At 69.9% G+C, this 14,810-nt stretch carries 11 protein-coding genes and 1 pseudogene; 8 read left to right on the forward strand and 4 right to left on the reverse strand.

Annotated elements, in window-relative coordinates; all coding sequences use genetic code 11:
* Positions 1-42 precede the first annotated feature (42 nt).
* The 8 genes from NIE111_RS00855 to NIE111_RS00890 all read left to right on the forward strand — a co-directional run bounded on the left by NIE111_RS00855 (position 43) and on the right by NIE111_RS00890 (position 8,393).
* Positions 43-771 (forward strand): TetR family transcriptional regulator, encoded by a 729-nt coding sequence (locus NIE111_RS00855; protein WP_238682556.1) that lies wholly within the window; start codon positions 43-45, stop codon positions 769-771.
* Complete coding sequence (locus NIE111_RS00860) at positions 768-1,067, forward strand: DUF4873 domain-containing protein (protein WP_238682557.1); 300 nt, start codon at positions 768-770, stop codon at positions 1,065-1,067. The genes NIE111_RS00855 and NIE111_RS00860 overlap by 4 nt, the downstream gene beginning before the upstream one ends.
* On the forward strand, positions 1,068-2,561 hold the full coding sequence (locus NIE111_RS00865) for a flavin-containing monooxygenase (RefSeq protein ID WP_238682558.1): 1,494 nt from the start codon (positions 1,068-1,070) through the stop codon (positions 2,559-2,561). It begins immediately after the preceding gene.
* Positions 2,551-3,423, forward strand: coding sequence for an SDR family oxidoreductase (locus NIE111_RS00870; protein ID WP_238682559.1), 873 nt, complete (start codon positions 2,551-2,553; stop codon positions 3,421-3,423). Before NIE111_RS00865 ends, NIE111_RS00870 begins: the two co-directional genes overlap by 11 nt.
* Entirely contained in the window at positions 3,420-4,280 is an 861-nt protein-coding gene (locus tag NIE111_RS00875; protein ID WP_238682560.1) for an alpha/beta fold hydrolase, read from the forward strand. Before NIE111_RS00870 ends, NIE111_RS00875 begins: the two co-directional genes overlap by 4 nt.
* Positions 4,281-4,321: 41 nt before the next feature.
* Complete coding sequence (locus NIE111_RS00880) at positions 4,322-4,942, forward strand: acyl-CoA-like ligand-binding transcription factor (RefSeq protein ID WP_238682561.1); 621 nt, start codon at positions 4,322-4,324, stop codon at positions 4,940-4,942.
* A 78-nt stretch (positions 4,943-5,020) separates the two neighbouring features.
* The gene (locus NIE111_RS00885; RefSeq protein ID WP_238682562.1) at positions 5,021-6,601 is read left to right on the forward strand and encodes an MDR family MFS transporter; all 1,581 of its coding nucleotides are present in this window, start codon (positions 5,021-5,023) and stop codon (positions 6,599-6,601) included.
* A gap of 232 nt (positions 6,602-6,833) precedes the next feature.
* Complete coding sequence (locus NIE111_RS00890) at positions 6,834-8,393, forward strand: OFA family MFS transporter (RefSeq protein WP_238682613.1); 1,560 nt, start codon at positions 6,834-6,836, stop codon at positions 8,391-8,393.
* Positions 8,394-8,480: 87 nt separating this feature from the next.
* On the opposite strand, the gene nrfD is transcribed toward NIE111_RS00890, so the two are convergent.
* The 4 genes and pseudogenes from nrfD to NIE111_RS00910 all read right to left on the reverse strand — a co-directional run bounded on the left by nrfD (position 8,481) and on the right by NIE111_RS00910 (position 14,709).
* Entirely contained in the window at positions 8,481-9,446 is a 966-nt protein-coding gene (nrfD, locus tag NIE111_RS00895) for an NrfD/PsrC family molybdoenzyme membrane anchor subunit (RefSeq protein WP_238682563.1), read from the reverse strand.
* Positions 9,443-10,486: a 4Fe-4S dicluster domain-containing protein gene (locus tag NIE111_RS00900; RefSeq protein WP_238682564.1), complete on the reverse strand. Its 1,044-nt coding sequence runs from the start codon at positions 10,484-10,486 to the stop codon at positions 9,443-9,445. Before NIE111_RS00900 ends, nrfD begins: the two co-directional genes overlap by 4 nt.
* Before the next feature lie 30 nt (positions 10,487-10,516).
* A pseudogene (gene fdh, locus NIE111_RS00905) lies at positions 10,517-13,765 on the reverse strand (formate dehydrogenase); the annotation flags it as partial.
* 146 nt (positions 13,766-13,911) lie between these two features.
* The gene (locus tag NIE111_RS00910; protein ID WP_238682565.1) at positions 13,912-14,709 is read right to left on the reverse strand and encodes a PrsW family intramembrane metalloprotease; all 798 of its coding nucleotides are present in this window, start codon (positions 14,707-14,709) and stop codon (positions 13,912-13,914) included.
* Positions 14,710-14,810: the final 101 nt, after the last annotated feature.

Here is a 14,810-nt window from a genome sequence, read left to right on the forward strand (position 1 = left end):
TCCATATTGACGTGACGACCAGTAACTGTTACGAGTAGTAGCATGCAATTGCCGCTCACCGATGTCAATGCATCCGACCCGCCGGCCACGCCCCCCGACGGCAGTCCGAAGGCGAAGGGCAACGGCCGCCGAGACCGCTGGGCAGACCATCGCGAGCAACGACGGCAGCAGTTGGTCGGTGCCGCCGTGCAGGCGCTGCTGCGGCACGGGCCGGAGGTCGACATGGAACAGGTGGCCGCCGCCGCGGGCGTCAGCAAACCGGTCCTGTACCGCTACTTCGCCGACAAGTCGCAGCTCTGGGTCGCTGTCAGCGAGGTGGTAGCGGCCCGGATGGTCGACACCATCGCGCCCGCCATCGAACAGGTCCGCGAGGAACGTGGCCTGGTCGAGGCGACGATCGACGCCTACCTGGGCGTGATCGAGTCGGAGCCGAGGCTCTACCGGTTCCTGATACACCAGTCCGGCGACCCCGGCATCCACCAGGTGATCGCCGGCACCAGCCGGCAGGTGGCCGCCGGGCTCGCCCGGGTGATCGGCGACCGGCTCCGCACGCTGGGCCTGGACGCCGGTCCCGCCGAACCCTGGGCGTACGGCCTGGTGGGCTTCGTGCAGGCGGTCGGCGACTGGTGGACCACGCACGGCCAGCCGATCAGCCGGGCCGCCCTCACCGACTACCTGACCGCTCTGCTGTGGAGTGGCATCGAGGGGGTACGGGCCAGCGCCGACCTGCCGCACGAGCTGACCCGCGCCCACGAGCGGATCGTGCCGTGAGCTACCACGGCCCGGCGGGTGTCGAGGGCAGCGCGGTCCGGGTGCACCTCAGCGGGCGGTGGGAGCCGGTCGACGGCCGCTTCCACTGGGGCGGACGCATCGAGCCCGAGCCACGAGTGGCCCACCTGCTGCGCTCCGGCCGGCGCGACGTCGAGGTGCGCATCGCCGACCGCGTCCGGGCGGCCCGACTGGCCGAGGTCGATCCGTGGGGCGGCGTACGGATCACCGGTGTGGGCGATCCGCCCTGGCCGCCAGTGGCCGACCCGACTCGCGCGCCCGAGCTCACGGAGGAGTGAATGGAGACAGACGTTGCCATCATCGGCGCCGGCTTCGGTGGCCTGGGCGCCGCCATCCGCCTCCAGCGGGCCGGCTTCAGCGACTTCCTCGTCTTCGACCGGGGAGCGGACGTCGGCGGCACCTGGCGTGACAACAGCTACCCCGGCTGTGCCTGCGATGTCCCGTCACACCTCTACTCGTTCTCCTTCGCCCCCAACCCCGGCTGGTCGAACACGTTCTCCAGCCAGCCCGAGATCTGGGACTATCTGCGCGGCTGCGTCGACCGCTTCGGGATACGCCCGAGGTTGCGGTTGCGCCACGAGGTGCGCGAGGCGAGGTGGGACGACCAGCGCCAACGCTGGCTGCTGCGCACCTCGGGCGGTGACCACAGCGCCCGGGTCCTGATCTGTGCCGCCGGCCCGCTCAGCGACCCGGCCGTCCCCGACCTGCCCGGGATCGACGAGTTCGCCGGCGCCGTGTTCCACTCCGCCCGATGGCGGCACGACCACGACCTGACCGACCGGCGCGTCGCGGTGATCGGCACCGGCGCATCAGCCATCCAGTTCGTGCCACAGATTCAGCCGACGGTCGAGAAGCTGACGCTCTTCCAGCGCACCCCCGCCTGGATCATGCCGAGGATGTCGCGCCGGATCAGCGCTGTCGAGCAGGCCGTGTTCCGCACCGTGCCCGGCGCACAGCGGGCCGCCCGGGCAGGGCTCTATCTGGTACGCGAAAGCATGGGTCTGGGCTTCCTGCACCCCGCGGTCAACCGCCTCGCCTCGCGCCTGTCAGTGCGTACGCTTCGGCGTCAGGTTCCCGACCCGATCCTGCGGGAGAAGCTCACCCCCCGCTACGCGATGGGCTGCAAGCGGGTGCTGATCTCCAACGACTACTGGCCGTCGCTCACCCGGCCGAACGTCGACGTGGTCACCGCCGGCATCGCCCGGATCGTGCCGGACGGTCTCGTCACCGACGACGACGTCCACCACCAGGCCGACACGATCATCCTCGGAACCGGCTTCCACGTCACCGACTCCCCCGTCGTACGGCGCATCCACGGTCGGGGCGGGCGCAGCCTGGGCGACGCGTGGACCCCCAGCATGCACTCGTACCGGGGCACTACCATCGCCGGCTTCCCCAACCTGTTCTTCCTGCTCGGCCCGAACACCGGGCTCGGGCACACCTCGGTGGTGCTGATGATCGAGGCGCAGCTACATCTGGTGCTCTCGGCCCTGCGTCACATGCGGGCCACTGGCATCCAGGCCATCGAGCCCACCGCGCGGGCGCAACGGCGCTGGACCGAGCGGGTCGACCAGAAGATGGCCGGCACCGTCTGGCAGACCGGCTGTTCGAGCTGGTACCTCGACACCACCGGTCGCAACACCACCATCTGGCCGGGCTTCGCCACCAGCTTCCGGATGCGGCTGCGCCGGTTCCGCCCGGCCGACTATCAGATCGCCCCGACCGGCAGCACGCCCAACGAATCGGAGCGGGAGCACGCCGATGCGCTTTGACCTGGCGGGCAAGACCATGCTCATCACCGGCGCGGCGCGCGGCATCGGGGCGCAACTGGCCCGCGAGGCCGTCGCCCGCGGGGCCCGGGTCGCCCTGGTCGGTCTGGAGGGCGAGCTGCTCGAACAGCTCAGCGCCGACCTCGACGCGCACTGGTACGAGTGTGACGTCACCGATCAGGCGGCGTTGGACACTGCGGTGGCCTCCACAATCAACCGCTTCGGCGGCATCGACGTCGTCGTGGCCAACGCGGGCATCGCGAACCTCGGCACCGTCGCCGTCGGGCCGGTCGACGCGCTGGTCCGTACCGTGGAGGTGAACCTCTGCGGCACGATCCGCACTGTCAGCGCGGCGCTGCCTCACGTCACCGCCGCCCGCGGCCACGTCCTGATCGTCTCGTCGGCTGCCGCCTTCACGGCGATGCCCGGCATGGCCGCCTACTGCGCGTCCAAGGCCGGCGTGGAGCAGTTCGCCAACGTGCTGCGCCTGGAGACCCGCTCCCGCGGCGTCACAGTCGGCACGGCGCATCCGATCTGGATCGACACCGACCTGGTCCGCGACATCCGTGACGACCTGCCGTCGTTTCGCACCACGCTGCGCCGGTTGCCGTGGCCGCTGTCCGCCGTCGTGCCCGTGGAGCAGTGCGTCGACGCCCTGCTCCACGGCATCGAGCGCCGCAAGCGCAAGGTGTACGTGCCACGGTCGCTCGCCCTGGTGCAGGCGCTGCGGCCGGTGGTGCTGAGCGGCCTCTCGGACGCGTTGATCACCCGGTTCGGCGGTCAGACCATGGTCGGCCAGATGGAAGACGAGGTACGCCAGCTCGGGCGTTCCTTCGGCAGGACGTCGGTGGGAGAGCGGTCATGAGCATTCATTTCCGGCGTGCGGGCAGCGGAGAGCCGCTCGTGCTCATCCACGGCATCGGTCACCGTCATCAGGCGTGGGAGCCGGTGTTCGACCGGCTCACCGCCCACCACGAGGTGATCGCGCTCGACCTGCCCGGCTTCGGGAACTCCCCGGTGCCCGGCACCGGCATGCCCGCCGACATGGCCGCCACAGTGGCCGGGGTCCTGCCGGCGCTGACCGAGTGGGGGTTGGAGCGTCCGCACGTCGCCGGCTACAGCCTCGGCGGGGCGATCGCCCTGGAGCTTGCCACCACCGGGGCGGTCGCCTCGGTCACCGCCTTCTCCCCCGCCGGCTTCTTCACAGCGGCGGAGCGCCGCCGGGCACTGGCCATCCTCCGGATGCTGCGGGCCAACTCGTACCTGCCCACACCGGTCATGCGGGTCGCACTGCGCTCGGCGTACCTACGGGCCTTGTGCTTCGCGCCGCTGATGGCCCGCCCGACACTGCTGGATGTCGAGCGCGCGCTGGGCGACGCGCTCGCCCTGCGACGCGGGGTCGGCTTCAACGCCGTGGCCCGAGCCGCCCGCGACTATCGCTTCGACTGTCCTCGGCTGTCCGACGCGACGGTGCCGGTGACCATCGGCTGGGGAGACTGTGACCGGATATTCGGCGTCCACCAGGCCGAGCGCGCCCGGGCCGGCCTGCCGGCGGCACGGGTGGTGACGCTGCCCCGTTGCGGGCACGTGCCGATGAGCGACGACCCGGACCTGGTCGCCGCGCTCATCCTCGAGACCACCGGCGTCGTGCCCCACACCGAACGACCGGATCCCTCGGACTGCGTCCCTGTCACGAGTCAGGAAGATCACTTCACAGTCTAAAAACTTGCAGGCTGTGCAAGTTCGCTCCTAATCTCGCCGGCGTGACCGACACCGACCACGCTGCGCCCGGACGTCGCGACCGCAAGAAGGCGCAGACGCGCGCCGCGCTGACCGCCGCCGCGTTGCGGCTGGTCGCCGAACGCGGCCTGGAGCACGTCACTGTTGAAGAGATCAGCGAGGCCGCTGACGTGTCCTCGCGGACCTTCTTCAACTACTTCACCTGCAAGGACGAGGCCCTCACCGACGATCCGGCACTCGACGGCAACCCGGTCGTGGCGCGACTGGCAGCCGCCCCGGCGCAGGTGTCAGCGTTGCAGGCAGTGCGGGTCGCCCTCGACGAGTCGGTCGACTCGATCCAGGCCGACCGGGAGTTGTGGCGGCTGCGACTGACGGTCATCGCCCAGAACCCCGCGCTGCTGCCCCGACTGGTGGCCGGCAACAGCGCGACCGAGCAGGCCATGGTCGCGGTCGTCGCCACCCGCCTCGGCGTCGGCCCCGACCACGGGCACCCTCCGCTGGTCGTCGCTGTCGCCGGTGCCGCCTTCCGCACCGCGATGCTGCGCTGGGCCGCCGACGACGATGCCCGGCCCCTGCACGACTTCGTCGACGAGGCGTTCGCCGCGATCGCCGCCGGCCTGCCGGATCCGCCGTCCCCCTCCTGACCCGCAGGTCCCCGCCCCGCCCCGCCGCATCAGCTCCGGGGCCAGCCACTGGGCCACAAACCCGACAAGGGAGCGTCAATGACCACCACCGTCCCGCCCGCCGACACCGCCGCCGTCGGCACGCGCATGTCGCGTCGGGAGGTTCTGCAGGCCCTTTCCGGCCTGATGGTCGGCATGTTCGTGTCCATCCTCGCCTCCACTGTGGTGGCGAACGCGCTTCCGCGGATCATCGCGGATCTGAACGGCAGCCAGACCGTCTACACGTGGATCGTCACCAGCGAACTGCTCGCCATGACGGCGACGGTGCCGCTGTGGGGCAAGATGGCCGATCTGTACAGCAAGAAGCTGCTGATCCAGTTGTCGCTGGGACTGTTCGTGGTGGGTTCACTCATCGCGGGCTTCACGCCGAACGTCGAGGTCCTGCTGCTCAGCCGGGTCGTCCAGGGCATCGGCGCCGGCGGCATGACAGCGCTGGCCACGATCGTCATGGCGGCGATGATCCCGCCGCGTGAGCTGGGCCGCTACGCCGGCATCTTCGGCGCGGTCTTCGGTGTGGGCACCATCGCCGGTCCGCTCATCGGCGGCCTGCTCGTCGACACGTCGTGGCTGGGCTGGCGGTGGTGCTTCCTGATCGGCGTCCCGTTCAGCATCATCTCCATCGCCCTGCTCCAGCGCACCCTGCACCTGCCGGTCGTCCGCCGCAAGGCGAAGATCGACTGGTTGGGCGCCCTGCTCATCACCTCGGGCATCTCCACGCTGCTGATCTGGTCGTCCCTGGCCGGCAACAAGTTCGACTGGGCCTCCGGCTGGACCGCAGTGATGGTCATCGGCGGTCTGGTTCTGCTGGCGCTGGCCGTGGTCGTCGAGTCGCGGGCGGCGGAGCCGATCGTCCCGCTGAGCATCTTCCGCAACCGCACTGTCTCCCTGGCCACCATCGCCAGCGTGCTGGTCGGTGTCGCGATGTTCGGCGGCACCGTCTTCCTGTCCCAGTACTTCCAGATCTCGCTGGGCAAGTCGCCCACCGTCGCGGGCCTGATGAGCCTTCCGATGATCTTCGGTCTGCTCGTCTCGTCGACGGTGGCGGGCCAACTCATCACGAAGTACGGCCGGTGGAAGGCGTACCTGGTGGCCGGCGCCGCGGTGATGACCGTCGGGATGCTGCTGCTGGGCACCATCGACGCCAACACCAGCGTCCTCGTGCTGTCGATCTACATGGCCGTGCTGGGCGTTGGCGTCGGCATGCTCATGCAGAACCTCGTGCTCGCCGCGCAGAACGACGTACCGGCCCACGAGCTCGGTGCCACCACCTCCGTGCTGACGTTCTTCCGCAGCATGGGCGGCGCGATCGGGGTCAGCGCCCTCGGCGCGGTCCTGGCAAGTCGGGTGACCTCGCTGACGGCAGACCGCCTCGGCCCGGCGGCGACCGCCGGCGGTGGCTCCGCCGAGGTGCCCGACCTGTCCACCCTGCCCGAGCCGGTGCTGCGCATCGTGCAGGACGTGTACGGCATCGCCACCGCTGACCTCTTCCTCGTCGGCGCGCCGATCGCGCTGCTCGCGCTGATCGTCGTGCTGTTCATCAAGGAAAAGCCGCTGCACACCCTGAGCGGGGACGAACGACGCGCCCAGGAGGAGGCGGCCGCAAAGGTCGCGATTCACTGAGCCGTACGCCAGCAGAGCGGGGGCGGGCCGGTTGGCCCGCCCCCGCTTTCGCGTTTCTCGGTAACGACATGGTGTGAACCCGCTGCCACGTAACGTGAGATCGAGCCGGTCAACGGCTGACGCCAGACGTGCGCCGGGCCGCCACTGCGGCGGCGCCCCTCGGCCAACTGCCGGGTCGGACAGCTCGGCAACGTCGCGGCCCACTCAGCCGCAGGAGGTGTGGACGATGCCCATGCTGTCGGTCTTCGATCCTCGGCACACTGTCGCTCCCCCGGGATACAGCCGCTGGCTCATCCCGACCGCGGCACTGGCCGTGCACGTGTGCATCGGCCAGGTCTACGCGACGAGCGTCTACAAGAACTCCCTCATCGCGCACTTCGACGTCAGCCAGACGGCAATCGGGGCGATCTTCAGTATCGCCATCGTCATGCTGGGCTCGTCGGCGGCGGTCGGTGGCCGTTGGGTGGAGCGGAACGGACCGCGCCGCGCGATGTTCGTCTCGGCGTGCTTCTGGGCCGTCGGGTTCCTGGTCGGCGCGCTCGGCATCGCGACCCAGCAACTCTGGCTGCTCTACCTCGGGTACGGCGTCATCGGCGGCATCGGGCTCGGCATCGGCTACATCTCGCCCGTCTCCACACTGATCAAGTGGTTCCCGGACCGCCCCGGCCTCGCCACCGGGCTGGCCATCATGGGGTTCGGCGGCGGCGCCCTGGTCGCCGGCCCGCTCGCGCGCCAACTGCTCTCCCTCTACGACTCCGGCTACAACCCCAACAACCCGGCCGCCGTGGCGTCGGGACATGCCCTCGTGGCGCTCTTCGTCACGTTCGGCATCGGCTATTTCGTGATCATGATGTTCGGCCCGTTCAACGTCCGGGTTCCAGCCCCGGACTGGCGGCCCGCCGGGTTCGACCCCGCGAGCGTCGCCGCCCGGCCTCTGGTGACGACGGCGAGCGTGTCCGCGTCGAACGCCGTGCGTACCCGGTCGTTCTGGTTGCTGTGGATCGTGCTGTTCTGCAACGTCACAGCGGGCATCGGCATCCTGGAGCAGGCCAGCCCGATGATCCAGGACTTCTTCCGGGACAACGGGACCGCCACCACGGTCTCGGTGACGGCGGCGGCCGGTTTCGTGGGAGTGCTGTCACTGTTCAACATGGCTGGGCGGTTCGTCTGGTCGACAACGTCGGACCTCATCGGCCGCAAGCCCATCTACATGGTCTACCTCGGCGTCGGCATGGTGCTGTACCTGCTCCTCGCCGTGGCCGGGCACTCCGCTACCGCTGTCTTCGTGCTGATCGCCGCCGCGATCATCTCCTTCTACGGCGGCGGCTTCGCCACCATGCCCGCCTACCTGCGTGACCTGTTCGGCACCTTCCAGGTCGGGGCCATCCACGGCCGGATCCTCACCGCCTGGTCGGCCGCGGGTGTCGCCGGCCCGCTGATCGTCAACGGGATCCTCGACACGCAGGGCAAGCCTGGCACCCTCACCGCTGCGGCGTACCGGCCCGCGCTGTTCACAATGGTCGGCATCCTCGCCATCGGGTTCATCGCGAACCTGCTGGTGCGTTCCGTGCCCGAGCGGTTCCACGAACCGAACCGAGGGCCGACCTCGCCCGTGGCGAAGGCCACCGTCACCGAGCCGGTCGCTCTCGGGCGGGACAGCCAGCCGCCGGCGCCGCCGCGCGTCGGTAACCAGACCGGGCGGCTCTGGTTGTCGTGGCTGCTGGTCGCGGTGCTCCTCGGGTACGGCATCGTGCAGACCGCCATCACCGCCGCGAAGTTGTTCACCGGCTGACCTGCGGCGGCCGTCCCGGCCAGACCTCTCTGACATGGCAACGGAAGGCACCCCCTCGCAGGGGCGCCTTCCGTTGCGTCGATCCGCTCAGAGCCCGGTCGCCGACTGCTTCTGGGCGAGCCGCTCCCGTTGTGGCACGACCGTGTACTTCGGATCGCGGGCCGACACCCGTCCCGCCTCGAAGACGCCGAACCGGGTGGCGATCGACGATGCCACGAGGGCCGCGCCGGAGATCGCCGCCAGGACTCGGCTACGTCGGCTGACCAGCGCGGTGGCGGCGCCCACGGCGAGCAGGGCGCGGCCCGCCTTGACCAGCCGGCCGCTACGCCCGTGCGTGTAGGGCTCGCTGGTGAGGCCCTGCCGCTCCAGCTGGTGACCTCCGCCGAACTCGATGGCCGCGGCGGCCAGGGCGAGTCGTCGCAGTGGGGCGGTCTCCGCGGCCGGTGCCGCGATCAGTCCGACCCCGGACGCGGCGGCGAGCGCGCTGCCGGCGAAGACGAACGGCAGCGACGGGTAGGCGTCGTGCCAGGACGGCACCGCCGTGTCGGCGAGCAGCACCCCGGTGTACGTGGCCAGCGCCGGCGCGGTGGCCGCGGCGGCCAGGCCGGCGACGTTGCCGATGGGCGGTGCGATCCGACGGGCGAGGCCGAGCACGCCGTGCTGCGGAAGCAGCGGTGCGAGCTCGGCGACCGCTGCCACACCGGCCAGTGGGCCGAACGCCGCGAGAATCCAGGTGCCCACCGACATCGGCGAGGTCACCTTGGCCACCCGGAGCATGTGGTGGAAACGGGCCGGCCGGCCGAGGTCGTGCACCAGCAGGTACGTGCTGGCGGCGACGCCGCCGAGGGCGGTCCAACGGCCCACCTGGCGCAGCCCCTGTCGTCCGGTCAGCTGGGCGCCCGCGCCGATCAGCGCACTTCCGGCGGCGAGGCCTCCGGTGAACAGGTAGCCGGCGATGTCGTACTTCCACACCGGCGGCTTCAGTACCGGTCGGCCGTAGTAGGAGGCGAAGTCGGCCGGCGGCACCGTGAGCTGTTCACCGCCGCGGGTCATGGCCGCCTGCCCAGGAACGCGACCGCCGTGGCGACCGCCATCGTCATCGCCGCCAGGCCGGCACGCTTCCACATGGCCGGCAGGTCGCGGGTGGTCACTATCGGGTCCGGTGGCAGCCCGTACACCTCCGGCTCGTCGAGCAGCAGGAAGAACGCGCCGTCACCCCCGACGCCGTCGTTCGGGTCGTGCCCGTACAACCGCGCCTCCGGCACGCCCTGCTCGTGCAGCTTCGCCACCCGCGCGGCGGCCCGCTCCCGCAACTCGTCCAGTTCCCCGTACTGGATCGACTCCGTCGGACACGCCTGCGCGCACGCCGGGGTCATGCCCGCGCCCAACCGGTCGTAGCACAGCGTGCACTTCCACGCCCGACCGTCGTCCTTGCGTTGATCGATGACGCCGTACGGGCAGGCGGAGATGCAGTAACCGCAGCCGTTGCAGATGTCCTCCTGCACCACCACGGTGCCGAACTCCGTCCGGAACAGCGAACCTGTCGGGCAGACATCCAGGCAGGCCGCGTGGGTGCAGTGCTTGCACACGTCCGACATCATCAGCCAGCGGAAATCCGTCCGTCCCTCCGCGCCCGAGCCCCTCCCCGGCGGCTGCGCGCCCGGCATCCCCAGAAACTCCGGGCCGCCCGACATGCGGGCCGCCACGGCGGGCGAGCCGGTGTCCAGGCCGGGGTCCGTTCCGGTGTCGGTGCTGGTACGCGCGCCGACCGCCGCCGTCACCGGGCTGATCGCCGGCCCGTCCGGCTCCCCCGCGAACGCCGGAGTCGCCCAACCGGCCGAACGGGGCTGCTCCACGAACGCGACGTGCCGCCACGAATTCGCTGTCAACGCGCCCGTGTTGTCGTACGACATGCCCAGCAGGTCCAGCCCACTCTCGGGGACGCCGTTCCACTCCTTGCAGGCCACCTCGCACGCCTTGCAGCCGATGCAGACGCTGGTGTCGGTGAAGAACCCCATCCGCGGCGGCGGGTCCTCGTAGCCGGCGTCCGGCGCGGGGTCCAGCGGCCCGTACAGGGCGTTGGCGTGGGGCATCGGTCAGGCCTCCTGGTCGCTGCTGCTGTCGGCGACGTCGGTCGTGACCATCGGCGGATATCGGTGGACGAGGTTTCCCGACCGCCGCCGGTAGTCGACGACGAGGTCCACCAGGTCCTGTCCTCTGGGGCGTCGTCCCGGTCGGACGTCGCACGTGCCGACCTTGCTCTCCTGGATCAGGACGTTGGGGTCGAGGGTGATGCCGAACAGGTCGTTGGCCGAGTCGCCGGTCACCAGGCCCTCGTAGCCGAAGTGGTACGGCAGCCAGACCTGGTGGATGATCCGGCCATCCACTCGCAGCGGCGTCACGCGGTCGGTCACCAGCACCTTCGCCTCGACCGCCGCCCGGCTGGTGACCAGGTGCGCCCAACCCAGGTGGGTGAGACCACGTTCGGCGGCCAACTCCGGCGACACCTCGACGAACATCTCGGGCTGCAGCTCGGCCAGCGGTGACACCGTCCGGCTCATCCCACCGGCGGTGTGGTGCTCGGTGAGCCGGCTGACAGTGAACACGTACGGGAACACCTGGCTGTGCTCCTGCGGCGGGCTCGGGTTGAGTGTGTTGATCGGGTGGGTGTAGACCTTGCGGGTCGGGTTGGCCTGCTGTCGGTAGAGCGGGTTGCGTATCGGCGACTCGACCGGCTCGTAGTGGGTGGGCATCGGTCCGTCGAGCACGCCGGTCGGCGCGTACAGCCAGCCTTTGCCGTCGCCCTGAAGGATGAACGGGTCGTCGCCGGCAATTCCCGCCACACCCGAGGCGTCGTGCGCCGGTCGGTAGGACGGCGGTTTGGTCTTCTCGAAGTCCGGAACGTCGTAGCCGGTCCACTCGCTCTTGTCCGCGTCCCACCAGACGTAGCGTTTGCGCTCACTCCACGGGTTGCCGTCCGGGTCGGCGGAGGCACGGTTGTAGAGGATGCGCCGGTTCGCCGGCCACGCCCAACCCCACTCCGGTGCCACCAACGACTGCTCCGAGCCGGGTTTGCGGCGGGCCGCCTGGTTGACGCCGTCCGCGTACACCCCGGTGTAGATCCAGCAACCGCCGACCGTGGAGCCGTCGTCCTTCATCTCGGTGAACGACGCCAGCGGCCGGCCGGTCGCCACGTCGTACCCGTTGATCTCGCGCAGCACCGCCTCGGCGCTCGGCTCCGCGTGCGGACCGTGCGTGGGGTAGTCCCAGGCGAGGTCGAGCAGCGCACGGTCGCGCGGCTTCGTCGACGTCGCCAGCCGTTCCCGGATGACACGGCCGAGGTGGTAGAAGAACCACAGCTCGGAGCGGGCGTCGCCTGGCGGCTCGACGGCCTTCTCCCGCCACTGCAACAGCCGCTGCGTCTGGGTGAAGGTGCCCTCCTTCTCCACGTGGGAGGCGGCCGGTAGGAAGAACACCTCGGTGCGGCACCGCTCGGGTGCGATCTCGCCGGTCTCGATCTCCGGCGCGTTCTGCCAGAACGTCGCGCTCTCGATCATGAACAGGTCGCGGACGACCAACCAGTCGAGGTTGGCCATGCCGAGCCGCTGCGCCCGGCCGTGCGCCGAACCGACCGCCGGGTTCTGCCCGAGCAGGAAATAGCCCTTGATCTTGCCGTCGATCATGTCGAGCACCTGCTGGTAGGTGCCGTGATCGCCGGTCATCCGCGGCATGTACCCGTAGCAGTAGTCGTTGTCGGCGGTGGCCGCGTCGCCCCAGTACGCCTTGAGCAGGTTGACGCCGTAGGTGCGGGCGTTGCCCCAGAAGCCCTTCTGCCCGGGGTGCGCAATGCTGTCCACCCACTCGTCCAGGGTCGGGTGATTGGCGTGGTGCGGCATCGGCAGGTAACCCGGAAGCAGGTTGAACAGCGTCGGGATGTCGGTGGACCCCTGGATGCTGGCGTGCCCGCGCAGGGCCATCACCCCGCCACCCGGGCGGCCCACGTTGCCCAGCAGGAGCTGGATGATCGCGCCGGTCCGGATGTACTGCACGCCGACGCTGTGCTGCGTCCAACCCACCGAGTAGACGAGCATGCCCGTCCGGTCCCGGCCGGAGTTCTCCGTCCACGCCCGGGCCAGTTCGAAGAACTTCTCCTGCGGAATGCCGCAGACCCGTTCCACCATCTCCGGTGTGTAGCGGGCGAAGTGCCGCTTGAGGATCTGGTAGACGCAGCGCGGGTGCTGCAACGTCTCGTCCCGTTCGGTCTCGCCGCCGACGGGCGCGCCGTGTGACTCGTTCTCCAGCCCGGCCGCCGTCTCCCGCTGTGTCTCGCTGTCGCGGGTCGTCTGGTTCTGCGAGTGACCCTCGTACCGCCAACTGGCCTGGTCGTAGGTGGCGTTGTCGTCGTTGAAGCCGGAGAAGAGGCCGTGCATGTCCTCGGTGTCGGCGTACTCCTCGGTCACGATGGTCGCGGCGTTGGTGTAGGCGACGACGTACTCCCGGAAGTCCAGCTCGTTGTCGAGGATGTAGCGCACCACCCCGCCGAGCAGCGCGATGTCGGTGCCCGCCCGGATCGGCAGGTACGAGTCAGCCAGCGCGCTCGTTCGGGTGAACCGCGGGTCGACGTGGAAGACCTTCGCGCCCCGACGCTTGGCCTCCATCACCCACTGGAAGCCCACCGGGTGAGCCTCGGCCATGTTGGAACCCTGGATGACGATGACGTCGGAGTTCGACAGGTCCTGCTGGTACTGGGTGGCGCCGCCACGACCGAAGCTGGTCCCCAGACCGGGGACGGTGGAGGAGTGTCAAATACGGGCCTGGTTCTCGATCTGGAGCGCCCCCATCGCGGTGAACAACTTCTTGATGAGGTAGTTCTCCTCGTTGTCCAGCGTCGCCCCACCCAGACTGGAGATACCCAGCGTCCGGTTGAGCGGTCGACCCTCGGCGTCGACGTCCTCCCAGGTCTCGTCCCGGGCGGCCAGGACCCGGTCGGCGATCATGTTCAACGCCGTGTCGAGGTCGAGGTCCTCCCACTCGGTGCCGTACGGCCGGCGGTAGCGGACCGTGGTCTGCCGCAGCGGACTGGTCACCAGGCTCTTGCTCGCCGAACCCTTCGGACAGAGCCGACCCCGCGAGATCGGGCTGTCCGGATCACCCTCGATCTGACTGACCTGCCCGTCCTTCACGAACACCCGCTGACCACACCCCACAGCGCAGTACGGGCAGACCGAACGGGCGACGCTGTCGGCGTCCTCGGTACGGGCGGTGAGCGCGCGGGACCCGTCGGACTTCGCCGCCGCACCCCGGCCCAGCGGGTCCGTGCCGGTGAGCTGGCGATAGACCGGCCAACCCTCGAACCAGCTGCGCACCCCCATCGCCGCACCTTCCCGACCAATCCCGCCAAATATGAACACTCTGACGTTAGATGAGGTGCCGGCCCGGTCGCAGCGGGATCACGAACAGTCAAGCCTCCCCCAGCCCTTTTGGTGCGGGCCGGGAGAGGCATGGAGTACGACTCTGATCAGTGCGGTTGCAACTGGCCGATGTGCTGGTCGCCGAAGGTCCGGTAGCGGCGCAGCTCCCAGAACAACCAGCCGATGCTGATGATCGCCAACACGACGAAGACCAGCGAACCGGAGAACGTGTCCCAGAGGGTGTGCAGAACGACGACACCCACGAACGTGCCGATGAACCCGAAGAGCCGAGCGACGCTCGGACTCGCCAGCAACGCCCAGAGCGCACCGGCGGTCAGCCCGGTCCAGGCGGTGTGGCCGGCGGGCGCCGTCAGGCCCCGGATGAAGAGCGTCTGCTCCACCGCGCCGATGTTGCCCTGCGAACTCAGCAGCGCGCTGAAGGCGTAGCCCATCGTCTCCAGCGCGGCGAACCCCATGCCGGCGGCGATGCCGATGATCAGCCCGTCGGAGGGCACCCGGCGACGACGCTGGGCCACCACCGTGAACAGCAGCACCACCGGGACGATCAGCTTCGCCGACTCCTCGATCAACGCGACGAACACCATCGGCAGGGTGCCGAGGCCGCGCAGGGTGTCGTACTCCAGGGTGCCGGCGACCACAGTGCCGATCACACCGCCGAAGAACGCCGATGTCACCAACACCGACGCCGGCACCTGCCACCGCCCGGTCCGGGCCTGCGCGAACGTCAGGAAGGTCAACGGCACCAACGTCGCCCCGAGCAGGATCAACGCCGGTACGAAGTTCGGATTCTTGGTGCTGACGAGGGTCCGCAGCACCGCCAGATAAAGGATCAGCCCGATGCCGAGCACCCCGACCCACGCCCACCGGCGCCAACGATCACCCATACCGCGCAGTCTGGCGGACCAAGGTTACGAAGACCAGCCACGGCGCGGAGATCCTGACGACTCCACTCAAAGGCGCTGTCGGACAACGATCGGCGGACGGC

It is taken from the genome of Micromonospora hortensis, from assembly GCF_022230935.1.
In the GTDB taxonomy this organism is placed as follows: domain Bacteria; phylum Actinomycetota; class Actinomycetes; order Mycobacteriales; family Micromonosporaceae; genus Micromonospora; species Micromonospora hortensis.

Excerpts from the sequence above, each read along its gene's own strand:
- NIE111_RS00855 (WP_238682556.1), top strand. The coding sequence starts at position 43 with ATGCAATTGCCGCTCACCGATGTCAATGCATCCGACCCGCCGGCCACG.
- NIE111_RS00910 (WP_238682565.1), bottom strand. The coding sequence starts at position 14,709 with ATGGGTGATCGTTGGCGCCGGTGGGCGTGGGTCGGGGTGCTCGGCATC.
- NIE111_RS00870 (WP_238682559.1), top strand. The coding sequence starts at position 2,551 with ATGCGCTTTGACCTGGCGGGCAAGACCATGCTCATCACCGGCGCGGCG.
- NIE111_RS00890 (WP_238682613.1), top strand. The coding sequence starts at position 6,834 with ATGCTGTCGGTCTTCGATCCTCGGCACACTGTCGCTCCCCCGGGATAC.
- NIE111_RS00900 (WP_238682564.1), bottom strand. The coding sequence starts at position 10,486 with ATGCCCCACGCCAACGCCCTGTACGGGCCGCTGGACCCCGCGCCGGAC.
- NIE111_RS00875 (WP_238682560.1), top strand. The coding sequence starts at position 3,420 with ATGAGCATTCATTTCCGGCGTGCGGGCAGCGGAGAGCCGCTCGTGCTC.
- NIE111_RS00865 (WP_238682558.1), top strand. The coding sequence starts at position 1,068 with ATGGAGACAGACGTTGCCATCATCGGCGCCGGCTTCGGTGGCCTGGGC.
- nrfD (WP_238682563.1), bottom strand. The coding sequence starts at position 9,446 with ATGACCCGCGGCGGTGAACAGCTCACGGTGCCGCCGGCCGACTTCGCC.
- NIE111_RS00885 (WP_238682562.1), top strand. The coding sequence starts at position 5,021 with ATGACCACCACCGTCCCGCCCGCCGACACCGCCGCCGTCGGCACGCGC.